Origin of the sequence: Halomonas sp. N3-2A, assembly GCF_002216165.1 — a bacterium.
In the GTDB taxonomy this organism is placed as follows: domain Bacteria; phylum Pseudomonadota; class Gammaproteobacteria; order Pseudomonadales; family Halomonadaceae; genus Vreelandella.
This window is the reverse complement of sequence record NZ_CP022286.1, coordinates 2,706,859-2,732,718: the sequence shown is the minus strand read 5'-3', so window position 1 is coordinate 2,732,718 and position 25,860 is coordinate 2,706,859. Positions and strand designations below refer to the sequence as shown.

Annotated in this window: 19 protein-coding genes; 11 read left to right on the top strand and 8 right to left on the bottom strand. The window is 56.3% G+C overall.

Going from position 1 to position 25,860, the window contains the following annotated elements; genetic code table 11:
- Window positions 1-16: 16 nt before the first annotated feature.
- Window positions 17-961: a co-chaperone YbbN gene (locus tag CEK60_RS12765; protein ID WP_089039343.1), complete on the bottom strand. Its 945-nt coding sequence runs from the start codon at window positions 959-961 to the stop codon at window positions 17-19.
- 362 nt (window positions 962-1,323) lie between these two features.
- Between CEK60_RS12765 and gbdR the strand changes: the two genes are divergently transcribed.
- The 7 genes from gbdR to etfB all read left to right on the top strand — a co-directional run bounded on the left by gbdR (window position 1,324) and on the right by etfB (window position 10,703).
- Entirely contained in the window at window positions 1,324-2,469 is a 1,146-nt protein-coding gene (gene gbdR, locus CEK60_RS12760) for a choline metabolism transcriptional regulator GbdR (protein ID WP_089039342.1), read from the top strand.
- A gap of 218 nt (window positions 2,470-2,687) precedes the next feature.
- A complete protein-coding gene (locus CEK60_RS12755; RefSeq protein ID WP_089039341.1) occupies window positions 2,688-3,665 on the top strand; it encodes a dipeptidase in 978 nt (325 codons plus the stop codon).
- A 79-nt stretch (window positions 3,666-3,744) separates the two neighbouring features.
- Window positions 3,745-4,290, top strand: a complete 546-nt coding sequence (locus CEK60_RS12750) for a 4-vinyl reductase (protein ID WP_089040921.1) — start codon at window positions 3,745-3,747, stop codon at window positions 4,288-4,290.
- A gap of 24 nt (window positions 4,291-4,314) precedes the next feature.
- Entirely contained in the window at window positions 4,315-6,387 is a 2,073-nt protein-coding gene (gene dgcA, locus CEK60_RS12745) for a dimethylglycine demethylation protein DgcA (RefSeq protein WP_089039340.1), read from the top strand.
- A 200-nt stretch (window positions 6,388-6,587) separates the two neighbouring features.
- The gene (locus CEK60_RS12740) at window positions 6,588-8,591 is read left to right on the top strand and encodes a (Fe-S)-binding protein (protein WP_089039339.1); all 2,004 of its coding nucleotides are present in this window, start codon (window positions 6,588-6,590) and stop codon (window positions 8,589-8,591) included.
- Window positions 8,588-9,871, top strand: a complete 1,284-nt coding sequence (etfA, locus tag CEK60_RS12735; protein WP_089039338.1) for an electron transfer flavoprotein subunit alpha — start codon at window positions 8,588-8,590, stop codon at window positions 9,869-9,871. Before CEK60_RS12740 ends, etfA begins: the two co-directional genes overlap by 4 nt.
- On the top strand, window positions 9,861-10,703 hold the full coding sequence (gene etfB / locus CEK60_RS12730) for an electron transfer flavoprotein subunit beta (protein ID WP_089039337.1): 843 nt from the start codon (window positions 9,861-9,863) through the stop codon (window positions 10,701-10,703). Before etfA ends, etfB begins: the two co-directional genes overlap by 11 nt.
- A gap of 157 nt (window positions 10,704-10,860) precedes the next feature.
- Here the strand turns inward: etfB and CEK60_RS12725 are convergent, their stop codons facing one another.
- Both CEK60_RS12725 and CEK60_RS12720 read right to left on the bottom strand, forming a co-directional pair.
- A complete protein-coding gene (locus CEK60_RS12725) occupies window positions 10,861-11,748 on the bottom strand; it encodes a DMT family transporter (RefSeq protein WP_089039336.1) in 888 nt (295 codons plus the stop codon).
- A gap of 67 nt (window positions 11,749-11,815) precedes the next feature.
- A complete protein-coding gene (locus CEK60_RS12720) occupies window positions 11,816-13,396 on the bottom strand; it encodes a BCCT family transporter (RefSeq protein WP_089039335.1) in 1,581 nt (526 codons plus the stop codon).
- A 244-nt stretch (window positions 13,397-13,640) separates the two neighbouring features.
- On the opposite strand from CEK60_RS12720, the gene fdhA reads away from it, so the two are divergent.
- From fdhA to fdhF, 3 genes are all read left to right on the top strand, one after another.
- Window positions 13,641-14,834: a formaldehyde dehydrogenase, glutathione-independent gene (fdhA, locus tag CEK60_RS12715; protein WP_089039334.1), complete on the top strand. Its 1,194-nt coding sequence runs from the start codon at window positions 13,641-13,643 to the stop codon at window positions 14,832-14,834.
- Window positions 14,835-14,999: 165 nt separating this feature from the next.
- The gene (locus tag CEK60_RS12710; protein ID WP_089039333.1) at window positions 15,000-16,718 is read left to right on the top strand and encodes an NADH-ubiquinone oxidoreductase-F iron-sulfur binding region domain-containing protein; all 1,719 of its coding nucleotides are present in this window, start codon (window positions 15,000-15,002) and stop codon (window positions 16,716-16,718) included.
- An 11-nt stretch (window positions 16,719-16,729) separates the two neighbouring features.
- Entirely contained in the window at window positions 16,730-19,579 is a 2,850-nt protein-coding gene (gene fdhF, locus CEK60_RS12705; protein WP_089039332.1) for a formate dehydrogenase subunit alpha, read from the top strand.
- A gap of 256 nt (window positions 19,580-19,835) precedes the next feature.
- Here fdhF and CEK60_RS12700 read toward each other — a convergent pair whose 3' ends face one another.
- The 3 genes from CEK60_RS12700 to CEK60_RS12690 are packed head-to-tail and all read right to left on the bottom strand — an operon-like array spanning window position 19,836 to window position 23,657.
- On the bottom strand, window positions 19,836-20,429 hold the full coding sequence (locus tag CEK60_RS12700; RefSeq protein ID WP_089039331.1) for a nucleotidyltransferase family protein: 594 nt from the start codon (window positions 20,427-20,429) through the stop codon (window positions 19,836-19,838).
- Window positions 20,419-21,387 carry an XdhC family protein gene (locus CEK60_RS12695; RefSeq protein ID WP_089039330.1) on the bottom strand — a complete coding sequence of 323 codons (969 nt, stop codon included), beginning with the start codon at window positions 21,385-21,387 and terminating at the stop codon, window positions 20,419-20,421. Before CEK60_RS12695 ends, CEK60_RS12700 begins: the two co-directional genes overlap by 11 nt.
- A complete protein-coding gene (locus CEK60_RS12690) occupies window positions 21,387-23,657 on the bottom strand; it encodes a xanthine dehydrogenase family protein molybdopterin-binding subunit (RefSeq protein WP_089039329.1) in 2,271 nt (756 codons plus the stop codon). Before CEK60_RS12690 ends, CEK60_RS12695 begins: the two co-directional genes overlap by 1 nt.
- A 209-nt stretch (window positions 23,658-23,866) precedes the next feature.
- Between CEK60_RS12690 and CEK60_RS12685 the strand changes: the two genes are divergently transcribed.
- On the top strand, window positions 23,867-24,349 hold the full coding sequence (locus CEK60_RS12685; protein WP_089039328.1) for a MarR family winged helix-turn-helix transcriptional regulator: 483 nt from the start codon (window positions 23,867-23,869) through the stop codon (window positions 24,347-24,349).
- A gap of 41 nt (window positions 24,350-24,390) precedes the next feature.
- Here the strand turns inward: CEK60_RS12685 and CEK60_RS12680 are convergent, their stop codons facing one another.
- Together CEK60_RS12680 and CEK60_RS12675 are read right to left on the bottom strand one after the other, a co-directional pair.
- On the bottom strand, window positions 24,391-25,035 hold the full coding sequence (locus CEK60_RS12680) for an N-carbamoylsarcosine amidohydrolase (RefSeq protein ID WP_089039327.1): 645 nt from the start codon (window positions 25,033-25,035) through the stop codon (window positions 24,391-24,393).
- 50 nt (window positions 25,036-25,085) lie between these two features.
- Entirely contained in the window at window positions 25,086-25,847 is a 762-nt protein-coding gene (locus CEK60_RS12675) for a maleate cis-trans isomerase family protein (RefSeq protein WP_089039326.1), read from the bottom strand.
- Window positions 25,848-25,860 lie beyond the last annotated feature (13 nt).

Below are 25,860 nucleotides of genomic sequence, written 5' to 3'. Positions count from 1 at the left end.
GCTGGCTTGTAACTAATTAATACAGCAGGGCAAATAGCTTGCGCCGATAGGTAACGGTTAGCGGATGGTCGGCACCCAGAGCGTCGAATACTTGCAATAAGGTTTTACGGGCCGCGTCGTCGTTATAGGCGCGGTCATCCTTCATCAAACCAAGCAACCCCTCAAGGCCTGTTTCGTATTGGCCATCGGCAACATGGCGCAGTGCACGCTGGTACCGCGCTTCACTGTCGTTGCGATCACCCAGCGCGGCGACTTCTTCTACAGAAAGGGCCTGCTCGCTAAATTCGATGCTGGCTCGCACACCGCGGGCAGGTGCCGCATCACGCTCTTCGGGGGGCAAGCTGTCGAGCACGCTGCGGGCATCATCTCCGCGCTTTTCAGCCACGAGTGCCCTTGCAAGGCCGATCTGGTAGGCGTAATGCTCTGGATACTGGCTAATCAAGGTTTGATAGATTTCGCGCGCGCCTGCTGCATCGCCCGCTGCTAATGCCTCTTCGGCTTGATCTTCTGGACTAGGCGGTGCATCACCTGGGGCTGGGAAGTAGCGGTTTAGCCACTCGCGCACTTCCTTTTCAGGTAATACGCCTTGGAAGCTATCGACCAAGCCGCCTTGGCTAACGAGCTTAACATCGGGGGCTGAGCGCACGCCTAACTGGCTAGCGATTTCCGGATTGGCTTCAATATCCAGCTTGCCAAGCAGGAAAGCACCCGCGTATTCGACAACTAACTTTTCCAACACCGATAGCAGAGCATTGCCACTGGCGTTTGAAGGTGAGTAGCAGCCCAGTAGCACTGGCACCTGCATCGATGCTTCGAGCACTTGCTGAATATTGCCAGCATTAAGCTCAATAATAACTTCTTCAGCTGTTACGGAAGGGCGAACTGTGCTCGCTTCTTCGTTGTCGATACTAGCGGGTTCCGTGGTCAACGGATTGCCGGTACGGGGGTCAATAATGGACATGGCTAAGCTCTGCATCGCTTGAAATGGATTACGTCATGATATGCAGGCAACCGGGTAAGGATTCAAGGAAACAGTGGTAAATAAAGTACCCATCACAAAAAGTGCTCCTCATGAATCGAAATCTGGGTCACTTGTCAGGCGTGTCGATAACGACCTCGACTGTTGCGTTTGCGACGTGTCGCTTAGTTTGCAAGATGGTTTTGTCGCTATTCGGCGTATTCGTGCCAAAATGCGACTTAAGAGTAATGCCACCCCGGCACGAGTGAGTGTTCACTGCAGTAATGGGAAACTAAGAAGCGCCAGCGCCACCTATACTAATAAAAAGAAAAACTGATGATCTAAAGGTGACGGAGGGTAAATCGATGACATCAGACAAAGCAAAAGACCTGACAGCAAATTTCCATCGTGCGGGCGAGCCGCAAACCCTTGGTTTTCTCCTGTTAGATAATTTCACGCTAATTTCCCTGGCTTCAGCCATTGATCCTTTGCGGATGGCCAATCAATTGGCCGGCCGTGAACTATACCGCTGGTATACCCTGACCCAAGATGGCTTGCCGGTACGTGCCAGTGATGGGTTGCAGGTAACGCCTGACGCCTCTATGCACACCCCCTTGTCGCTAGAGTGGGTCGTTGTGTGCGGAGGAGTGGGGCCTCAGCATAGTGTTACTCGTGAGCATGTGCGTTGGCTTCAGTCGCAGTCGCGTCAACTAAGACGTTTAGGCTCGGTATGTACGGGGAGTTGGGCGCTGGGTCAGGCAGGGCTGCTTGATCACTATGAGACCAGCATCCATTGGGAGTGCCTGGCTTCCATGCAGGAAGCTTTCCCTAATGTCATTCTGACGACCTTTCTGTTTTCGATTGACCGGGATCGATTCACGGCGTCTGGCGGCACAGCGCCGCTCGATATGATGCTGAACCTGATTGCTCATGATCATGGACGTGAGCTGTCGGCAGGTATCTCCGAGATGTTTATCTATGAGCGTGTGCGTAACGAGCAGGATCAGCAGCGCGTGCCGCTTAAACATGTGCTGGGTACTACACAGCCTAAGCTGTTGGAGATCGTCGCATTGATGGAATCCAACCTTGAGGAACCGATCGAACTCGATGAGCTCGCTCGTTATGTTAATGTTTCGCGTCGTCAGTTAGAGCGTCTGTTCCAACGCTATCTGCTCTGCTCGCCATCGCGTTATTATCTCAAGCTGCGCTTAGTGCGCGCTAGACAGCTGCTCAAGCAAACGCCTTTATCGATCATCGAGATTGCTTCCGTTTGTGGCTTCGTTTCTACGCCCCATTTTTCTAAGTGTTACCGTGAATACTTTGGCGTACCGCCAAGAAATGAGCGTCTCGGGGTGCACGATCGGCAAGGCAATAATCACGCCAAGTCGCCACCGCTGATCAAACGCTGGGGAGGCGAACCCAATACCAATGAGCCTTTCTCAAGCGCTCAGCAGGCGCTGGCGTGTGCTCAGGGAGAGCCTACCTTTGCCAGCGTGACGCTGTTGGACTGATATCTCCTGCGCAGCCAATGATGAGAACGTGCTACCCAGCGTCGGGTAGCACGTTTTTTTATATCGATGCCACGCTGCTGCAACTATCAAAAGATCTCAAGTAGCTGTCGTGTTCACGACACAATGACGTTTTTGGAATTTCCGTCGTCGTTTCCAAGAGCAGCCCAACCCAACGTCAGCGCTATGCTCGCTACATAAATCAATGTTGGAGCTTAGCTATGACACCCTCAGAACTGCACGATGACGCTATCGTCATCGATGGCTTGATTATCGCCAAATGGAATCGTGAGCTGCTTGAGGACATGCGTCGCGGTGGTTTGACAGCTGCTAACTGCACTGTTTCGGTGTGGGAAGGGTTTCAGGCCACGGTCGATAATATCGTCAAGTCGAACCAACTGATGGCCGAGTGTAGCGACCTGGTACGCCCGGTACGCACCACCGCTGATATCACGCGTGCGAAAGAAGAGGGCAAGACAGGGATCATCTTTGGTTTCCAGAATGCGCATGCGTTTGAGGATCAAATCGGCTACGTAGAGATCTTCAAGCAGCTGGGCGTAGGCATCGTGCAGATGTGCTACAACACCCAGAATCTAGTGGGAACCGGCTGCTACGAGCGTGACGGCGGACTGTCTGGCTTTGGCCGTGAGATTGTCGCTGAGATGAACCGTGTTGGCATTATGTGCGATCTCTCTCATGTCGGTGCCAAGACCTCTGAAGAGGTGATTCTCGAATCCAAAAAGCCGGTCTGTTATTCCCACTGCCTGCCCTCCGGTCTCAAAGAGCACCCGCGCAACAAATCCGATCAAGAGCTTAAGTTCATTGCTGACCATGGCGGTTTCGTCGGTGTCACCATGTTCGCGCCTTTTCTCAAAAAGGGCATCGACTCCACCATCGAAGACTACTGCGAAGCGATCGAGTACGTCATGAATATCGTTGGTGAAGATGCTATCGGCATTGGCACTGATTTCACCCAAGGGCACGGTCAAGAGTTCTTCGAGTGGCTGACTCACGACAAGGGCTACGCCCGTCGTTTGACAGACTTTGGCAAGATCATTAATCCCAAAGGCATTCGCACCATCGGAGAGTTCCCCAATCTCACCGAGGCGCTCCTTAAGCGCGGCTTTAGTGAAACTCAGGTAAGGAAGGTCATGGGTGAGAACTGGGTGCGCGTCCTCAAGGATGTCTGGGGCGCCTAAACGCTTGCTCCATAAGATTTAGGAGCGATGGGATAAGCCTGCTCCTTAGCCAAGAATAATGATGTAGAGGATGATACCCGTGACCAAACTGGCCCCCGCACTGCCTATCGAAGTCGATAGTGAAACCGGCGTCTGGACGACTGATGCGCTGCCGATGCTCTATGTACCACGGCACTTTTTTATCAACAACCATGTAGCTGTCGAAGAGGCGCTAGGTGCTGAAAAGTACGCTGAAATCCTCTATCACGCTGGCTATAAGAGCGCCTGGCACTGGTGTGAGAAAGAAGCCGAGTGCCATGGCCTCGAAGGTGAAGCCGTTTTTGAGCACTACATGCTGCGTCTCTCTCAGCGTGGCTGGGGCCACTTCATCACCGAACAGATTGATCTTGACGCTGGCACGGCTCAGGTGCGGCTAGAACATAGCGCCTTCGTTTACCAACTGGGTAAGGTTGGGCGCAAGGTCGAGTACATGTTCACTGGCTGGTTTGCTGGGGCCATGAATCAAATTCTCGCTGCACGGGGTAGTTCACTGCGCACCGTTGCTGAGCAGACGCAGAGTGCTGCCGAACCCGGCTGTGATGTCGGCGTCTTCGCTGTCAAACCGCTGCCCGATGCTGCCCACTAACCCTGGGTACGAGGAGAGATAACCATGGCATTTGACGCAATCTTTGAGCCAATCGAGATCGGCAAGCTGACCATCCGCAACCGTGTGGTCAGTACCGCCCATGCCGAGGTGCATGCCACTGACGGTGGTATGACGACTGAGCGCTACGTCAGGTATTACGAAGAAAAATCTAAGGGTGGCTGTGGCCTGTGTATCTGCGGTGGCTCATCAGTGGTGTCTATTGATAGCCCCCAGGGTTGGTGGAGTTCGGTGAACCTTTCTACCGACCGCATCATTCCACACTTTCAGAATCTGGCGGACGCCGTGCACAAGCATGGTGGCAAGATCATGATCCAGATTACCCATATGGGACGCCGCTCACGCTGGGACGGCTTCGATTGGTCGACTCTGGTATCCCCCTCTGGTATCCGCGAACCGGTCCACCGCTCCACCTGCAAGACCATCGAAGAGGAGGAGATCTGGCGCATCATCGGTGACTTCGCCCAGGCCGCGCGCCGGGCCAAGGAAGGCGGCCTCGACGGCGTCGAGCTGTCCGCCGTTCACCAGCACCTGATCGACCAGTTCTGGAGCCCGCGGGTCAACAAGCGCGAGGACCAGTGGGGCGGTAGTTTTGAAAATCGCATGCGCTTCGGCATGGAAGTGCTCAAAGCGGTGCGCGCCGAAGTGGGCGATGACTTCGTGGTGGGTATGCGCATTTGTGGTGACGAATTCCACCCAGATGGCCTCTCACATGAAGACATGAAGCAGATCGCCGCTTATTACGATGCCACTAAAATGGTCGACTTTTTCGGCGTCATCGGCTCTGGCTGCGACACTCACAACACGCTCGCCAACGTTATCCCCAATATGTCTTATCCACCGGAGCCTTTTCTACATCTGGCGGCGGGGATCAAGGAAGTGGTGAATGTGCCGGTGATCCACGCCCAGAATATTAAAGATCCCAATCAGGCCCAGCGTATTCTCGAAGGGGGCTACGTGGATCTGGTGGGCATGACCCGGGCGCATATTGCTGACCCTCACCTGATTGCCAAGATCAAGATGGGGCAGATAGACCAGATTAAGCAGTGCGTGGGGGCTAACTACTGCATCGACCGCCAATACCAGGGCCTGGATGTACTGTGTATTCAAAACGCGGCCACCTCGCGGGAATACATGGGTCTGCCGCATATCATTGAAAAGACCGAGGGCGTTAAGCGCAAAGTTGTGGTGGTTGGCGGTGGCCCCGGCGGTATGGAGGCAGCTCGCGTTGCTGCTGAGCGCGGTCATGATGTCACCCTGTTTGAGGCGGCTGACGCCCTGGGTGGGCAGATCACTATCGCTGCTCAAGCTCCGCAGCGCGACCAAATCGCCGGTATCACTCGCTGGTACCAGCTGGAGTTGGCACGCCTGAAAGTCGACCTGCGATTAGGGGCTCGTGCCGATGAGGCAACCTTGCTGGATCTACGCCCCGATATCGTGGTGCTCGCCACCGGTGGCCAACCCTTCCTTAGCCAGCACCCCGAGTGGGGCTATTCGGAGAATGCTGAGGAGAGCCTGGTGGTCAGCACCTGGGATATTCTCTCAGGCAAGGTGGCACCCGGAAAAAACGTGCTGATTTATGACGCCATTTGCGAATTCTCCGGCGTCTCAGCGGCAGATTTTCTAGCTGATAAGGGCGCCAAGGTCGAAATCGTCACCGACGATATCAAGCCCGGCGCGGCGGTGGGCGGTACCACCTTCCCCACCTACTACCGAAGCCTGTACGAGAAAGAAGTGATCATGTCCTCTGACTTGATGCTGCATAAGGTCTACCGCGAGGGCGACGGCCTAGTGGCAGTGCTCGAAAATGAGTACACCGGTGCCTTGGAAGAGCGAGTGGTTGATCAGGTGGTCGTCGAAAACGGCGTGCGTCCTGACGAGGCGCTTTATTACGCCCTCAAAGAGCAGTCTCGCAACAAAGGGCAGGTGGATCTGGAGGCGCTCTATGCCATCCAGCCTCAGCCCAGCCTGAGCGAAGAAGGGGACGGCTTTTTACTCTTCCGCCTGGGCGATTGCACGGCACCGCGTAATACCCATGCGGCCATCTACGACGCCCTGCGAATCTGCAAGGACTTTTGACCTGAGCGAGAGCCGGGGCGCCGGTGGTAGACCGTAGCGAGGGTCATTTGCCATGGCCGTAAAACAGTTCCATACGTTTACGGCATTTCCGCCATCCATGGCGGTCAGATGGCAAATGTAGCGCCCAGGGATGGGTTTACAGCGCCCTCGCAGAGGTCTGCCGCCGGAGCAGCCCCGCCGCGAAAGATGAGGTGAGTACCATGCTCGATACGCTCTTGCCGATACTGATTTTTACTGCTCTGGCCCTGGCAGTAATCGGCGCTGTACGCCGTATACGCCTGTGGCGTCAGGGGCGCCCCTCGCGGGTGAACCTACTCCAGGGGTTGATGGCCCTGCCGCGCCGCTATTTGGTGGATCTGCACCATGTCGTGGGGCGCGACAAAATGATCTCCAATACCCACGTAGCCACCGCCGGAGGCTTCGTGGCTGCCGCCGTGCTGATGATCCTGGTGCATGGTCTGGGTATCGCTAACCCATTGCTAGGCGGGTTGCTGTTACTGGCTAGCACCTCCATGTTCGTCGGTAGCCTCTTCGTAGCGCGTCGGCGGCTTAACCCTCCTGCACGGCTCTCCAAAGGCCCCTGGATGCGGCTGCCAAAGAGCCTGATGGCGTTTTCGATAGGCGTTTTCCTGATCACACTGCCCACAGTAGGTTTGTTGCCTGAAGGGTTAGTAGAAGGCAGCGGTAGCTGGCTTCTGGCGCTGGTGTTGGCGGGCGTCGTGGTTTGGGGCCTGGGCGAAATGTTCTTTGGCATGACCTGGGGCGGCCCAATGAAGCACGCCTTCGCTGGCGCCTTACATCTCGCCTTTCACCGCCGTGCCGAGCGCTTTGGTGGTGGCCGGTCAACGGGGCTCAAAGCGCTGAACCTGGAGGATGAAGCGGCGCCTCTGGGCGTGGAAAAGCCTGCCGACTTCACCTGGAACCAACTGCTGGGCTTCGATGCCTGCGTGCAGTGCGGCCGCTGCGAGGCGGTGTGCCCTGCGTTTGCTGCTGGCCAACCGCTCAATCCCAAAAAGCTGATTCAAGACATGGTGGTGGGTTTTGCCGGTGGTAGCGATGCTGGCTATGCCGGTTCTCCTTATCCTGGTAAGCCAGTGGGAGAGCACCAAGGCGCTCCCCATGCGCCGATCGTGGCGCCTGTTGTTATGAAAGAGGGAAAGGCGTTGGTTGACGCCGAGACTCTCTGGTCGTGCACGACCTGCCGTGCTTGTGTCGAGGAGTGCCCAATGATGATTGAGCACGTGGATGCGATTGTCGATATGCGCCGCCACCTGACCTTGGAGCGGGGCAAGACACCCAATAAAGGTGCTGAGGTGCTCGACAACCTGATTGCCACTGACAACCCCGGCGGTTTCGACCCAGGCTCACGGCTCAACTGGGCGGCGGATCTTAACCTACCGCTAATGGCTGACCTAAAGCAGGTTGATGTGCTGTTGTGGTTGGGGGATGGCGCCTTTGATATGCGTAACCAACGAACCCTACGTGCCCTGGTTAAAGTACTGCGTGCTGCCGAAGTAGACTTCGCCGTGTTAGGTGCTGAAGAGCGCGACAGTGGTGATGTGGCAAGACGATTGGGCGATGAAGCGACGTTCCAGTCCCTGGCTAAGCGCAATATTGCCACCCTGGCCAAGTATCGCTTCCAGCAGATTGTCACCTGTGATCCGCATAGTTTTCATGTGCTGGGCAATGAGTATGGCGAGTTGGGTGGTGCCAACTACGAGGTGCGCCACCACAGTACCTTTATTGCTGAATTGTATGATGCAGGACGGCTGACCTTTGCTCCCTGGAAAGGTGGCAGTGTTACTTATCACGACCCATGTTATTTGGGACGCTATAACGGTGAATACGAAGCCCCGCGGCGAGTGCTTAAAGCGCTGGGCATCCAGGTGGCCGAGATGGAGCGCTCTGGGTTCCGTTCGCGCTGCTGTGGCGGCGGCGGTGGGGCGCCAATCACGGATATTCCTGGTGAGCGCCGAATTCCCGATATGCGCATGAATGACGTTAAAGAGAGCGGCGCCGAGCTGGTGGCGGTGGGCTGTCCACAGTGCACTGCCATGCTGGAGGGCGTGGTGGATGCCAGCGCTGAAGTGCGCGATATCGCCGAACTGGTAGCTGATGCCCTGGTTGAGCGTCCTGCTGGCGATGTGTCTGGCGTATCCCGCCGAACCACTGCAGTGACGACTGCTGAAGAGGTGACCTTATGAGTGAGATTATTCGCCGCGATCCGCGTCGCGAGTGGATCGCCCGGAACCGTCTTCATCCAGACCACGCCAGTGTGCTCGCCGCTCTTGGTGTAAACAGTGAGGGCGGCGGAGCAGCCAGTGAGTGGCTGGGGCCCAACGGTGTGGTGCGTAAGAATCCTCGCGCCATTGGTTTTATCGGCCCCAATGGCATCAAACGGATTGATCGTAGCGGCCTCCAGCAAGGTGGACAGGCCGCCGCGACCACCACGGCGGCCCGCGATAGTCGCCGTGGGGTGACCATTGATCAGCCCGCCTTTCTGGTAGCAGTAGTACCCGACCTGACCGGTGGCCGCCTTTCAAGCCATGATAAGGATCTGTTGGGGCTAGCCAGACGCGTGGCGGATGCCGACGCCGAACAGCCTGGTGCCGTGGTGGCGGTCTTATTCGGCGAGCATAAGGAAGAAGCGCTTGGTGAAGCCGGGATCGATCGTGTCGTGCATCTTGATGATGAACTTTACGCTGGGTTTGCTCCCGAGGCACGGCTGGCGGTGTTAAGTGCCGTCGAACGTGAGATGACGCCGCGCTTCTGGCTGTTGCCGGACTCGCCCCTAGGCGGGGCTGATCTGGGGCGGAGGCTTGCCTTACGCCTGGGTGAACGCGCTGCCACGGGGGTGTGGCAGGTGGAAGTTGATAATGAGGCTTCCTTGGGGTGGCGCTGCACTGCCCGTGGCGCCGCTGGAAGCCTGGATATCCAGCGCCCTCTGCCGCGGGTTGCCCTGGCACTGGCAGAGTGCGCTGAGCCGGTGGATGAGACGCGGCATGCGGCCGAGCGCCAGACCTTGGCGGCGCCTATTCCCACCACTTTATCGCGCATTGAAGACCTGGGGCAGGTGGCAGTGGATCCCGCTGGTGTGGCGCTGGCCGAGGCTGAGTTCATCCTCTCTGCTGGCAATGGTGTTAAACAGTGGGACGCCTTCCACCATGCTGCGAAAGTGCTCGGTGCTACCGAAGGGGCCTCGCGTGTCGCGGTGGATGACGGCTTTATGGCTCGTGATCGGCAGGTAGGTGCAACCGGCACCTGGGTAACCGCCCGAGTCTATATGGCGGTGGGTATTTCAGGCGCTATCCAGCACCTACAGGGCATTCAGCGCTGCGACAAGGTGGTGGCCATCAATCTCGATCCGGGGTGCGACATGATCAAACGCGCAGACCTGGCGGTGATAGGCGACAGCACGCAAATTCTTGCTGCGTTAGTGGCGATGGTGGAACAGCAGCGAGGAGGGCAGCGCGATGCGGCCTGAACAACAGCAAAAACAACAAAAAACGGGTATCGACGTAGCGGTGCTGGTCTCCATAGGCCGTCACCCCACAACCGGTCGTGCGAGGCGCGCCGAGCAGGATGCACGGGGTCTGGAGCTTGCCCTAGCCATGGAAGCAGAACTGCCGGGTAGTCGGATTGACGTACTGCACGCTGGTTCTCAGGATGTCGACAGCGAGGCAGCTCTGCGCAGTTACTTAGGTATGGCCACAGGCGTTGGTATGGGGCTTGAGTCCATGACTTTGCTGGAGCAGCCTGAAGGCAGCGATGCTATTCTGCCGCTGGTGGAACATTTAGCCGCTACCTCACCTCAGCTAGTGATCACCGGTACCCGGGCCGAGCGCGGAGAAGGTTCTGGGCTTTTGCCCTATGCGTTGGCGGAGCATCTCGGTTGGCCGTTAGTGAATAGCTTGGCATCGATAGAGACGGTGGAAAATGGCGTGGTAACGCTGCTTCAGGCGTTGCCACGGGGCCAGCGTCGCCGTCTCAAGGTGCGCTTGCCCGCCATCATTAGCGTGGATGAAGCAGCGCCAGCGGCGCGTCAGAGCGCCTTCGGCCCGGCTCGTCGAGCCACCTTCTCGGTGGCGCCCACTACCTCTGAAGCCGACAGTGAGTTGGCCCAGTGGCACTTGAGCCCCGCACGTAAACGGCCTAAGCGTCTGAAAATCATCAAAGCCGCCTCTGCAAGAGACCGCTTCAAGGCGGCGGCTTCCAAAGCCGAGGGCAAGGGCGGGCAAGTGCTTACCGACGTTACCCCTGAGCAGGGCGCCGAGGCGATCTACAAGTTGCTCAAGGAAGAGGACGTGCTGCGCTGAAGTCTTTTGATCACGGCATGTTAGCACTCTTAAAGCCCGCCCTTTATTGGCGGGCTTCTTGTTATCTATTATTTAATCTCTGAGTCTTTATTTTCGAAGCCTTTACGTTTTAAGTCTTTACGTTCTCTGTCGTTATCTTCTTCTATGTTGTTATGACCTATTTGCCAGCAAAGCCAGGGTAAAGCCGCAGGCGCTGTCTTTCTAGATGTAACCCCATCCAGGCGTGTAGTACTAGCACCGTGATGACGATGACCCCGCCCAATAGTGTTGATGCCGTTGGCGTCTCGCCTAATAGCCACCACACCCATAGTGTGCCCAATGCGGTTTCCACTAGGTAAAACAGTGCCACCTCGGTAGACGGCAGGTAACGGGTGGCGCTATTGATCAGCACCGTGGCCAGAGGCATCTGCACTAGCCCCATCAGTGCCAGCACGCCATAACGCTCGGCATCAAGCGCCAGCGGCGAGGCCATGGGCAGAGCAATTGCTGCTGAGAGCAGTCCGCCACCAGCAATCACCGTCATGGGGTCAATGGCGGGATAGCGGCGTAGCAAGGTCAGGTTACCGCCGATGGCCGCCGCAGCCGTTAAGGCATACAGGTTACCCGCCAGCATTCCCATGGCGCCTTCGCCCAAGAACACCAAACCCATACCCAGCATGCAGACGGCAATGGCTACCAACGTTCTTAGCGGCACCTTTTCATGTAGGAAAACCCGTGAAAACAGTGCGGCAAACAGTGGCGCTGTGCTCAGTATTACTACCACGTTGGCCACATTGGCGTTCATCACTGCGAGTACGAAGAGGCTCGACATTAGACCCAGCAGCAGCGCTGAGGCAAGTGACGAAAACGGATGGCTTCTCAGTGCCCCTAATCGATTACCCACACAGCACAGGACTCCCAGCACGCAGAACATCAAGAAACCGCGCCAGAATACGATAGTCCAGCCATCGGTATTGGCTAGGCGGATCAGCAGACCGTCGAAACTGAGGAACACCACGCCCAGTATCACCATGGCCAGACCGCGCTGGTAAGAATTTGACTGCATTGTCTTGGTTCCTGGTCGGTAAAAGAGAGCAACCGCCCGCTGGTTGGGCGGGCGGTTGCGGGGGAGATTACTTGGCGGTTTTGGGTATTGCGTTAAGTTGTTGCCACTCCTTATTAAGGCCTATGTAAAGGCTGACGCACATCATTAATAGTACCAGTGTGAAGGGCAGCCCCGTGGCTACCGCGCCTGCCTGAAGCGCACTGAGCGCGGTGCTACCGCCGCCATACAGCAGCACTCCAGCAATGACGCCTTCAAGTGCGGCCCAGAAAACACGCTGGCCCTTAGGTGCATCGGTTTTGCCACCGGCGGTGATGTTATCGATTACCAACGAGCCGGAGTCTGATGAAGTGATGAAGAAAACCAGCACCAGGATAATGGCTAGTGTTGACGTTATGCTGGTGAGAGGCAACTGTTCCAGCATATGGAACATGGCGAGTGAGACATCACCAATGCCGTTGGCCAGTTCGCCTATGCCGTTAGTCGCCTGAAAAAGAGCTGTACCGCCGAAGGCGCTCATCCAAACCAGCGTGACTAGCGTTGGTACCAGCAGTACGGCAATTAGAAACTCCCGAACGGTACGTCCACGCGAGACGCGAGCGATAAACATGCCGACAAACGGAGACCAGGAGATCCACCACGCCCAGTAAAAGATGGTCCAGCCGTGGTACCAGGTGTCGTCCTCGCGTCCGATCCAGTTCGACAGCGGCAAAAGGTGGCTTACATAGTCTAGCGTTGTGGTGCCAATCCCTGTCAATATCATCAGGGTCGGGCCTGCTATCACAACGAATAGCAGCAGTATCGCCGCGATGATCATATTAATGTTTGAGAATAGCTTTACGCCACCGTCGATACCCCGCCATACCGAGAATAGTGCAATCACCGTGACCACTAGGATGATCGCCAGCTGAGTGCCAATAGTGTTGGGGATGCCGAACAGATAGGCGAGCCCACCTGCCGCTTGGGTAGCGCCAAAGCCAAGCGAGGTGGCGAGGCCGAAAATGGTGGCGAGTACGGCAAGAATATCGATGATATGACCTGCCCAGCCGCGGGTATGCTCACCTAGAAGTGGATAAAAGGCGGAGCGAAGCGTGAGTGGCAAGCCCTTATTATAGGCAAAGAACGCCAGCGAGAGTGCGACGACTGCGTAGATTGCCCACGGGTGCAGCCCCCAATGAAACATGGTCGCGCCCATGGCAGCACTAGCGCCTTCCGGCGTGCCTGCGGGGGCGTTGAGGGGCGTACCGTACCAGTCGGTGTAATAGGCCACTGGCTCAGCAACGCTCCAGAACATTAGGCCGATACCCATACCCGCCGCAAAAAGCATGGCGAACCAGGACGTGCGCGAGTACTCCGGCTTGGCATCGCTGCCGCCCAAACGAATTCGCCCGAGGGGCAAGCAGATCAGTACGAGGCAGAACACCACAAAGGTATTGCCTGCAATCATAAACAGCCAGTCAAAGTGTTCAATTGACCAGTTCTTGGCAAGCCCTAGGTGCGTGTTAGCGGCATCCGGGTAAACCAGTGCGTAAAGAATGAATAGCAGAATGGCGAGAGCAGAGAGTGGGAATACGGGGTTATGAAAATCTAACCCCATTATCTGAGTATTGTCCTGTCCGGGCGACAGGACAGGATCGTCATTGTTCTTCATTAGATGTCCTTGGTGGCTATTGTTAGATATCGGCTATGCGCCCGCATCGCCGACACAACGGATTGTTGGGCCTGTTTCAGGGTAAGAGTGTCGTGAAAGCGACCTCTAGCTATTCGTCTTGGCTAGGATGTCTTGAATAGATATGTGAGTGCCTTTGTGGGGTAAGTCCTTAGGCACGGAGGGGATAGGGTGGGAAAGCGCAATCCACCATCAAGCGCACAACAATAAACAACAGGAGCTAGCCATGAATGCAGCCAACCGCGGAGTGGTCTATAAAGGGCCGGGTGAAGTCGCCGTCGAATCTATTGCCTATCCTGAGCTCGCCATCGGTAATCGAAAGTGTGAGCACGGCGTCATTCTTAAAGTCGTCACCACCAATATCTGTGGCAGCGACCAGCATATGGTGCGCGGCCGCACCACTGCGCCATCCGGCTTGGTGCTGGGTCACGAAATCACTGGTTTGGTGGTCGAGTGTGGTCGCGACGTCGAGTTTATCCAGCCCGGCGATCTCGTCTCGGTGCCGTTTAATATTGCCTGCGGTCGCTGCCGTAACTGTAAAGAAGGCCGTACCGGCATCTGTCTAAATGTGAACCCCTCTCGTCCAGGGGCTGCTTACGGCTATGTCGATATGGGTGGCTGGGTGGGTGGCCAGACCGAATATGTCATGGTTCCCTACGCGGACTTTAATCTGCTGAAGTTCCCGGACACCGATCAAGCGATGGAGAAAATCAAAGATTTAACCCTGCTGTCCGATATCTTCCCCACCGGCTTCCACGGTTGCGTTACTGCTGGTGTCGGCCCCGGTAGCACTGTTTACATTGCCGGTGCTGGCCCTGTGGGTCTGGCGGCGGCAGTTTCTGCGCAGTTGCTTGGCGCGGCTTGTGTGATTGTCGGCGATATGGTCGAAGACCGTTTAGCTCAAGCGCGAAGCTTTGGCTGCGAGACCATTGACCTGACCCAGGACGGCGACATGGCCGACAAGATTGAGGTGATTCTCGGCGAGCGTGAAGTCGATGCCTTTGTCGATTGTGTTGGTTTCGAGGCCCACGCCTGCGGCTGCAACCATGGTAAAGAAGCACCTGCGACCGTGCTGAACTCGGCGATGTCGCTAACTCGCGCGGGCGGCCAAATCGGTATTCCTGGCCTGTATGTGACCGAAGACCCAGGTGCCGCTGATGATGCCGCTAAGCAGGGTGCTTTGAGCATGCGCTTTGGCCTCGGCTGGGCCAAATCCCACAGTTTTCATACCGGACAGTGCCCGGTAATGAAGTACCACCGCCCGCTGATGCAGGCTATTCTATTCGGTAAAGTTAAGATCGCCGATGCGGTAAATGTACAGATGATCACTCTGGATCAGGCGCCCCAAGGATATGCCGATTTCGGTGGCGGAGCCGCCAAGAAATTTGTCATCGATCCCCACGGCAGCGTGCCTGCATAAGCCGGAAGTAACTGCCCGTCCGTAGAGGAGACGAGATAGATAGTTCGAGGTAGATAGTTCGGTATAGATAGTTCAAGATTGATAGTAAGACCCTAGACGGCACCCCGCGGGGTGCCGTCTTCGTTCATTCGGCATCACGCCGATCAAAATAATAATGAGTGACCCATGACCGTCCAGACCGTGACCCCCAAGCGCCGCTTTCGCGGCAAGCCCCGCGGCCGTGAACTCGATCCCATTCGTCTTGAGGGATTGCGTGAACTGCTGGGCGATGAACGCAACGATGCCGCATTGCGCCGCCGCGATTTATTGATTGAACACCTGCATACTCTTCAGGATGCCCGAGGGCATTTGTTGTTGGCAGACCTGCGTGCCCTGGCAACTTATATGAACCTGCCGATGGCAGCGATCTATGAGACAGCTACCTTTTACGCTCACTTCGATGTCATCCATGACGACCAGGAAGTGCCCCCGGCGTTGACCATCCGCGTTTGCGACTCTCTGGCTTGCCAGTTAGCTGGCGCTGAGGCGCTTAAAGCGCAGTTGGAAGCAAATGTCGATATCGAGCAGGTACGGGTGTTGCGCGCCCCATGCATGGGGCGCTGCGACACTGCGCCCGTCGTGGAGGTTGGCCATCGCCACTTGGGTCGAGCCGACGCGGCTCAAGTTCAGGCAGCTATCGATGGCGACGACACTCACCCCGAACCTATCGATTGGCAACGACTTGATAGCTATCGCAGCGAGGGTGGTTTTGCATTGTTTCAGGCCTGCCGCAACGGGGAAGTAACGGTCGAAGCACTGATGGAAGCGATGCAGCAGGCCAACCTTCGCGGTTTAGGGGGCGCGGGTTTTCCTACTTTTAAGAAATGGCACTTTGTGCGTCAGGAGGCTGGCCCTCGCTACTGTGCCATTAATGCTGACGAAGGCGAACCCGGTACCTTTAAGGATCGTTATTATCTGGAGCGTTCGCCGCACCAGTTTCTTGAAGGTGCCTTGGTCAGTGCTTGGGCGGTAGACGCCGAGGCGCTGTATATCTACCTACGCGACGAGTATCCAGCGTTACATGTCGTGCTGCGCGAGGCAATTGGCGAGCTTGAGGACGCTGGCCTAGTGGCACCGGGATATATCGTGCTGCGCCGCGGAGCGGGTGCTTACATCTGCGGCGAAGAGTCGGCGATGATTGAGTCCCTGGAAGGCAAGCCGGGCAAGCCCCGCCATCGTCCTCCGTTTGTGGCTCAGAAAGGGCTCTTTGATCGCCCAACGCTGGTCAATAACGTCGAGACCGTCTACTGGATTCCGATGATCTGGCAGCGCGGTGCTGAGTCTTTCTCCAGTCAGGGCCGCCATGGCCGCGTGGGGCTGCGCAGTTTCTCGGTTTCGGGGCGAGTTAAGCAGCCTGGCGTTTATCTGGCGCCTGCTGGCATCACGCTAAGCGAGTTAATTGACGAGTATTGTGGCGGCATGGCGGAAGGTCACCGCTTGGCGGCTTATCTACCTGGAGGCGCCTCTGGCGGCATTCTGCCCGCCACTAAAGCCAATATTCCTCTCGACTTCGATACCCTCCAGGAGCACGGCTGTTTTATCGGTTCCGCTGCGGTGATCGTGCTTTCTGATCAGGATAACTTACGCAGTGTGGCGACCAACTTGCTGGCTTTCTTTGCCGATGAGTCCTGTGGCCAATGCACGCCGTGTCGGGTGGGAACCGAAAAAATGCTCACCCTGCTTGAGCGTAATGAATGGGATGCTGGGCTTATGACGCAGCTTTCCCAAGTGATGATAGATGCCTCTATTTGCGGGCTGGGACAGGCGGCACCTAACCCAGTATTGGGCTTGCTCAAGAATTTTCGCAGTGAACTGGCTGCCCAGAACGTTATCGTCAAGGGATAAGGGAGATCAGCATGAGTGAACAGAGCTTAAACCAAAGCTTTACCCTGACCCTGGATGGCGTTGACGTCAGCGCTTACCCCGGTGAAACCCTCTGGCAAGTCGCCAAGCGTGCCGGCGAGACCATTCCGCATCTGTGTTTCAAGGATGCCAGCGGCTATCGCGCCGACGGCAACTGCCGTGCTTGTATGGTGGAAATCGAGGGCGAGCGCACCTTGGCCGCAAGCTGTCTGCGCGAAGCGGCGCCCGGTATGGTGGTTAATAGTGCCAGCTCTGAACGCGCGCACACGGCCCGCAAGATGGTCATGGAAATGCTGCTGGTCGACCAGCCTGAGCGGGAAGAGAGCCCCGACAGCTCAAGCCATTTCTGGGCCATGGCTGACCAGTTGGCCATTGATGCCACGGCAGTGCGCCGCAAGCTGCCCAAGCGCGAAGAGCGTGAGACAGCTACCGTGCACCATGTGGCGACTAGGGTGGGTAGCCTGGAGCAAGACAGCAGCCACTCTGCCATGCGCGTTAACCTTGATGCCTGTATTGAGTGCAATCTGTGTGTGCGTGCCTGTCGCGAAGTACAGGTTAACGATGTTATCGGACTGGCTCACCGTGGGGCGGCGTCTAAGATCGTATTTGATTTCGACGACCCCATGGGGGACAGTACCTGTGTTGCTTGCGGTGAGTGTGTTCAAGCTTGCCCCACTGGAGCTTTAATGCCTGCCACCCTGGTGGATGAGCAAGGGCACGGAGACTCTGCTGTGGCTGACCGTAAGGTTGACTCAGTGTGTCCCTACTGCGGGGTTGGCTGTCAGCTTACCTACCATATCAAAGACGATAAGATCCTTTATGTGGAGGGCCGCGACGGTCCTTCAAACGAGAACCGACTCTGTGTTAAAGGTCGCTTCGGCTATGACTATCCGCGCCATCCATCTCGGCTTGTTACCCCGCTGATTCGTCGCGAGGGTGTCGCAAAGGGGATCGATCCAGACTTCGACCCTGCCAAGCCCTTGACGCATTTCCGCGAGGCGAGCTGGGGCGAAGCCCTTGAGGTGGCCGCCAGCGGGCTTGTGAACCTTAAAGTGAATCATGGCCCTGATGCCTTAGCGGGATTCGGCAGTGCCAAGTGCTCCAACGAAGAGGCGTGGCTGTTCCAGAAGCTGGTGCGTACCGGTTTTGGCTCCAACCATGTGGATCACTGTACCCGCTTGTGCCACGCCAGTTCGGTAGCAGCGCTCATGGAGTGTATCGGCTCCGGTTCGGTAACCGCTTCCTTTATGCAGGCCAGTCAGGCCGATGTAGTGATTCTTACCGGCTGTAATCCCGCGGTAAACCATCCGGTGGCGGCCACCTTCTTTAAACAGGCCGCCAAACGCGGTACCAAGATAGTGATACTCGATCCCCGTGGTCAGGCGTTGGATGCCTACGCCCATCGCAGTGTTCGCTTTTCACTGGGTACGGATGTGGCGCTGTTTAATGCCATGCTCAATGTGATCATCAGCGAAGAACTTTATGACACGGCCTATATCGCCGAGCATACCGAAGGCTTTGAGGCGCTCAAAACGCATACGGTGGACATGACCCCCGAAGCGATGAGCGGTTTGTGCGGTGTTGAGCCAGAGACCATTCGCGAAGTGGCTAGGCTTTATGCCAACGCCGAGCGGGCAATGATTTTCTGGGGCATGGGCATTTCTCAGCATACCCATGGGACCGACAACGCCCGTTGTTTGATCTCGCTGGCGCTGGCTTGCGGCCAGACCGGTCGCCCTGGCACCGGCCTGCACCCTCTGCGGGGGCAGAACAATGTTCAAGGGGCATCTGATGCCGGCCTGATTCCCATGGTGATGCCGGACTACCAGCCGGTTAGCGATGCGCAGGTACGCAGTGCTTTCGAAGAGCTGTGGAATACCAAACTGGATCCCACACCGGGTCTCACCGTGGTGGAAATTATGGATGCTATCACTGCGGGCACCATTCGCGGCATGTATATCCAGGGTGAAAACCCAGCGATGTCCGACCCGGATCTGGCCCATGCCCGGGCCGCGTTGGCCAAACTAGAGCACCTGGTGGTACAGGATCTTTTTGTCACTGAAACCGCTCAATTCGCCGATGTCATTCTGCCGGCCTCCGCCTGGCCCGAGAAGGACGGCACCGTCACCAACACCAATCGGCAAGTGCAGATGGGGCGTGCGGCCTTGCCACTGCCGGGCCAGGCCAAGCCGGACTGGTGGATTATCCAGGAAATGGCCAAACGCTTCGGCCTCAACTGGAATTACCAGCATCCGCAGGACGTTTTCGCCGAGATGAAGCAAGGTATGGCCTCTCTCGACCATATTTCCTGGGAGCGTTTGGAGCGCGAGCAGTCGGTGACCTACCCTTGCCCAGCGGAGGACGCACCGGGGCAAGACGTAGTCTTCAGCGAGGTCTTCCCTACGGCCAGTGGCCGGGCGAAGTTCGCGCCTACGCGTCCGCTGCCACCGGATGAGCCGGTAGATAACGACTATCCGACGGTGCTGACCACTGGCCGTCAGTTAGAACACTGGCATACCGGATCCATGACCCGCCGCGCCAAAGTGCTCGATGACCTGGAGCCGGAAGCCGTGGCGAGCTTGGCGCCCGCTGAGCTTATCCGGCTGGGGTTGGCACCAGGCGATGACCTAACGATCACCACCCGGCGAGGGGCCATCACCCTCAAGGTCAGGACGGATCCGGGCATGCCTGAGGGGATGGTTTTCGTGCCTTTCTGCTACGAGGAGGCGGCGGCGAATCTACTCACTAACCCGGCGCTGGATCCGTATGGAAAGATTCCAGAGTTCAAGTACGCCGCTTGCCGGTTGAGCCGCCCGGAAACCCATATAAAGCGAGTTAGTTAGTCAGCATTTACTGAAGACAGTAGTAGTTGATCAGGCGCTTAATAAAGGGCGCCTATCAACCAGCCACTCGGAATGATCGGTTGGGTCAGGTTGTAGCGTTGTCTGCCTCGAAATTGTAGAGCCAGTAAAGGCCTACGGGAGCTTAAATATGGTGTGTGAAAACCCATTGATATGACGGCTAGATCGGCTTCAATGGTGGAAAGGGAGGCAATCTTAGTTGACGGTCTCTTTTTATAATATCGTCATAGTTAGCATGTCAGAAGGGTGGAAATAAATTGTCTGGAGTATCAATGTCATAGCATACGCCAGGATCATTGAGTGAGATTTTTACAATATGATCACTATACCGCTGGAGAATAGCGGAAGCGCCGCTGGGATTGCTTAAATCAGCGATATGTTTCCAAAATTTTCTACCAAAAATAACCGGGTGGCCTGGGATCTGTAGGTGTGTTGGTTGAACGATATTTTCTGCGCTAGACATGTCTGCTAATAACTTACACGTTTTTTGAGTCACCCAAGGGAGATCGGCAAGCCAAATCGCCGCGGATCGGTAATTATTAAATTTTTCGTCTGAACATAGATATTTGAAAGCATCGCTAATGCTGTATCCGAGTCCTAAATGACTGCGCGGGCTAACCAGCGTTGGGGTGATTGGAGAAAGGCCGAGTGATTGAGCCTTATCATCTTCTTTAAGCACAACGATAATGTTTGGAAAGTGCTTCTGAATAGTTAACAACGTGGAGGTCAGTAGTGTCTCTCCATTGCTTAATTTAGCAATTCTTTTATCGCTACCAAAGCGACGAGACTGGCCAGCCGCCATGACAATCACGATGATATCACTACAACTCATGACGTGTTTTTCCACGATAAATACGGTGAATATCGGCCATGACGGCTAACGCAATTTCAGCCGGTGTTTTGCTGCCTAGATTAAGCCCAATGGGCATGTTAATTCGTGCTACTTGGGCACTTGTTAGGCCGCCAGAGCGCAGCAGCCGCTCTGCACGTTGTTGTGAGGTCTGATGAGAACCCATGACCCCAATGTAAAATGCATTCGTACGGACGGCTTCGATCATGGCTAAATCATCAATACGCGGGTCATGGGTCAAGGCAACAATGGCGGTATTGGCATGGCAGCCACCTGATGAAATAAACACCGAAGGTAGAACGGCCTGCACTTCTATGCCGGGTACATCGAAATTTTTTCGGACTTCGTCCCTGGGTTCACAGACAATCACTTCAAAACCAAGCGTTTGGGCAAACAGCGCACAGGGCGCAGAGACGGAGGAGATCCCCGCGATAATCAGCCGTAGCGCAGGGCCTATGCGAATATTGACGCTAGCGGTATCAAAAATAACGGTGGGCTCGGTGTTCTTCGAGGGGTTAAAGCGCTTGCCGCTGCCATCCAATTTGATACAGCGGGTTAGCGGTTGGCGACCCAGTAGCGTGGCATGCACCACTTCTAGGTGAGTGAGGTTTTCGGTGTTGGGGGCTAGCCGTTCAACCAGCACTTCAAGGCTACCACCGCAGGGTAAACGAATATTCGCTGAACCAGCGTCACCGCCATAGCGCACCGACTGAACCGGTTCGTTGAACTCTCCCGTTTGAAGCCTGGTGATAAAGTCCTCTTCGACACAGCCGCCCGACAGTGACCCCAGATAGTCGCCTGTCGAACATGCTACTAGCATGGCACCCGGCTCCCGGGGTGCCGAGCCAAAGGTTTTTAGCACCGTACACAACCAAATAGTCAGCCCCTGGTTGGCCCATTTCAATGCGCGTTCGATAACCTGTAGATCAAGGTGTTGCATTAACTAGCCGCCTCCATGGGGAGTTGAAGAGAGGCCTTCAGTGAGTCGCGAATGGTGTCAGGGGTAAAAGGAGGATGGGTAAAGCGCACCCCCGTGGCATCAAAAAGCGCGTTGGCAATCGCAGGAGCGCCGGGCAGTGAGGCGGACTCGCCTACGCCGAGTGGCGGCAGTTCTGGACGATCAAGCAGCATGACGTTGATGGGGGGGAGCTCCGAGAAACGCAGAATAGGGTAGCCGCCCCACTCTTTGCTGGTCGGTAAACCATCCTCAAAGGTCACCCGCTCCTTTAACGTGCGGCTGAGCATTTGGATCACATTGCCATGCACCTGATGGCGAACGCCTGCGGGGTTCACCATTAAGCCCGCATCCTGACCTACATATAAATTCTCGACGACAATCCGTCCACTCTTCACATTGACTTTAAGCTCAATTACCCAGGCGGCGAGCGCGGCGCCAAAGCCGGGGAATTTGCTATGCACGTACTGGGCGTAAGCGAAGCCTCGGCCGTAGCGCCACTCACCCTCGCTTCTTGGGTTGATGTTAGCGACGCAGGGCTTCCAGTTCGCACGTTCGGCTAACGCTTCGACAAGTTCGCAAGCGCGATTATCGGCTAAATAGCGCAACCGGTAGGTGACTGGATCTTCATTTGCTAAATAGGCAAGCTCATCAATATAGCTTTCGTGGGCGAAGGTGCTGGGCAATGCTGAGACGCCACGTAGCCAGGAGGCGCGCACCAGAGTCGGGACGTCGTCGCAGACTATTTGGCGATGAGGGTAGCGGTAGGGTGGCACCGACGTTCTATCTCCCATCTCAAAGGGGATATCAATAGGCGAGGCAGCACCGGTTAGCAGTAGTGCCAGGGTGGGCGCACTGTTAGAGGGGTAGCGCGTATTAAAGCGATAGCCTGCCGGGCTGCCATCTGCATTTAAACCGCCCTGGATCGCCATATACTGAGCAGCTCCTTTAGGCTCCCAGGTGTGTTCCTGCTCACGGGTGAGTTGCACACGGACGGGGCGGCCAACCGCCTGAGAGAGTAGTACAGCATCCGCGCCAACATCGTCGGCGCAATTGCGGCCATAGCAGCCCGAGGTTTCCATGCGGGTAATGGTGATAACGCCTTCGTCTAAACCGGTAAGGCGGGCGAGATCGGCGCGCAGGCTGTGTGGATTTTGGGTGCCCGACCATACGTGCAGGCCATCTTCATTGGCATCGGCGACGGAGCACGAAGGGCCAATGGAGCCGTGCAGCTGGAAAGGCCACACATAGTGACGATTGAGCGAATGCTGTGCGGAGGCCAGCGCGTTGTCGAGATCACCCTCATCGAGGAGTATGCGCTGCTTGCTGGGTAAGTCGAGCAGTGCTTGCTCTATGTTGTCCAACTGAGGCAAGCCTTCGGTGGGTCGCCACTGGATCTTTAGCTGTTTGGCTGCGGCAGCAGCCTGTTCTTCACGTTCGGCCACCACACCAACAAAGTCACCGACCACCACGACGCTTACCACGCCTGGCAAATGTGCCACAGAGCTTTCATCAACCGCGATTAAACTGTTGCCAATAAAGTCGCCGTTATCATGGCCTACATAAGGCGGGCGAATCACTCGCCCATGCAGCATATCGGGCAGGCGCAGGTCGTGGATAAAGGTCAATTGCCCGGTGGCCTTGGCGGGTATATCCACGCGGGAGGTCGATTGGCCGACCAGGGTATAGTGGCTGGCCGGCTTAAGCGGCACCTCATCGGCAAGCTTTAATGCATGACGGGTCCCCCGCAGCAACTCTCCAAAGCTCACGGATGAGTGGTTATCATCACTGGGCATAATAGCGCCGTTTTGGCAGCTAAGTAGTGAGCGCTCAGTGTCAAAGTGCTTTGCTGCCAGTGTCAATAGGTACTCCCGCGCTTGAGCCGCCGCGCGGCGTAGAGGTTCGGCAGTGATTTGAATCGACGCACTAGCAATGGTGGGGCCTTGGTTGGGGGCTTCAACAGAGTTGCCCAGCACCACGGTAACGCTGTCGAACGCGACGCTAAGCTCTTCCGCAACAATTTGAGCGAGCGCCGTGCGTATACCGGTGCCCAAGTCTACGTGGCCGTTGAAAGCCACGATGTGGCTATCGCTCAGCACGGCAATAAATATCTCAGGCTCATGGGGAGTGAAGTTTGAGTGTGTACCTGGCTGTCCGGGCGCGGGCTTAGGGGGTGTAACCGGGTCGCGATAGATCACCAGAACATCAGATCCATACAGCAGTGACTCTCTTGTATAGTCTGATTTATCGGCCATGCTTGCCTCCCACGCTAGCGTTTTAAGTAATCAGTGCAGATGAATTTGAGGTGATCAACGAGCAATAACTAAGGTAAAATTGTAGCGTGTACGCCATAAAAGCATGGTGAATTGATCCAGCGCAAGCCGTATTTAATACGTTGATGCATCATTTTGTTAACCAGTGCCATACTCGATACACGTCGTCGCTAATAGATTAAGGAGATGGAATGACAACGGATAGTGCGCTCAAACACTCGTCTTCCGGCGAGCACCCCACGCCTTCAGAGCAGGGGTATGATTTTTCTGAGCAAGTAGGCCATCTACTGCGTAAAGCCTACCAGCGGCATACGGCTATTTTTCAGCGCTACAGCAGTGATAAACAGCTTACGGCCATTCAGTTTGTCACGCTGTGTACGGTGATGGAGCGAGGCCCCAGCTCGTTAACCGACATCGTTAACGCCACGGCGATTGATCCAGCCACCATCCGTGGCGTCATTAAACGCCTTAAAGCACGTGAGTGGATCTCGCTCACCACCGACCCCAATGATCAACGCAAAGTCATGGTAGTGATCACCGAGCCTGGGGAGACATTAGTCGAGGGCATGGTGCCCAGTGCCAAGCAAATTAGCGATCAGACCATGAAAAATCTCAACCCGGCAGAGCGGGTTGCCTTAATGCATCTGCTGGAAAAAATGAACGCGGACGGATGACACAACAGAGGTGCCCGCTTCACTTGCGTTTTCGGGCACTCCTAACGCTTCATTAAGTAACCCAGTGTTTCATCCAGTCTAATTACATCCCCATATTTGCTATCGATATCAAACAGGTTGGCTTCATGGGGCGCGGGGTGGCGATCGCCCACGCAATCACGTACCACCATCACCCGAAAGCCGTGCTGTACGCCGTCAACGGCGGTGGCGCGAATGCAGCCGCTGGTGGAGCAGCCGGTAATGATCAGCGTATCGATACCCATGGCGACCAGCGTGGAGGCAAGCGAAGTACCAAAGAAGGCGCTGGCGTACTGCTTGGTCATTATCAGCTCATCTTGATGGGGGGCCACCTCGGGGCAGAACTCGGCGTAAGGGTTGCCCGCCACCATCGCCCGCATTACCGGCGACTTCTTGACCCAAGTGCCACCATCGATTTGATCCGGGGCGTGATAAAGGATGTTGGTGTGGATGATTGGCGTGCCAGTGCGCCGTGCGGTATTGAGTAGCGGTGGCATATTGGCCACCGCATCCACCACGCCCTGGGCAAATAGCGGCGAGCCTGGCGTGGTGTAGCCTTGCATAAAATCAACCACCAGCAGTGCGGGCCTTTTGCCAAAGCCAATGCGTCCATCCCACACGCCCTTGTAGTTGTCCGAGGCCGTATTATCAGTATTGTGCTGCGACATGGTCGTCTCCTTAATCAGCACTCTAGATCGTTAATCAGCACCTGATCTCGTTAGTAAGCCCCTGACAAGAGAGCACCCGCGCCCGGTACGATGGGTTCCAGGTCGAGTGCCTTGAGCATGGCGTAGGTGGTCGCGATAGCTGCGGTCACCACTGGCTTACCGGTCAGGGCTTCAACCTTGGCGACGGCCGGTAGCGATGGCATTTGTACACAGGCCGACAAGACGATCGCATCCACGTTACTTAAATCGAGGCTGGCGACGATTTCGGGGAGATTGGCGGGGTCGTGGCGAGCGACATCCAGGTTGTTGGGTATCTCAAGCGCCCGATAGTCGAGCACCTCAATGCCTTCCTGACGGATGTAGTCGACCACCATTTCGGTCAGCGGCTTCATGTAAGGCGCCACTACCACCACACGTTTGGCTTTCATCACACCCAGGGCATCAACCAGCGCACCGGCGCTGGTGACCACCGGCGTGTCGCAGCCATTCTCTTCGGTGCGGCTGCGCAAACGCTTTTGCGACGCTCGGTGGTAGCCGGGCCCCATCGCCATAATGGCAACCAGGCAGGCATACCCCATCACATCCACTGCTGCATCGGAGAGTTCCAAGGCACAGCGGTCAGACTCCGCATCCATCGCGGCCAGCTCGTCCTTACTAACGGTTTTCATGCGCATGCGGCTGGAGTGAAAAGTGAAGCGTTCTGGACGAATCAACTGGCGTGCAGCGAGCATGGCAGGTATCTCCGTCTCCATGGTGATATTGGAGCTGGGGACGATCTGGCCGATACGGTAGGTCTTGGTGCTCTGAGTCATGATTATTGGCCTT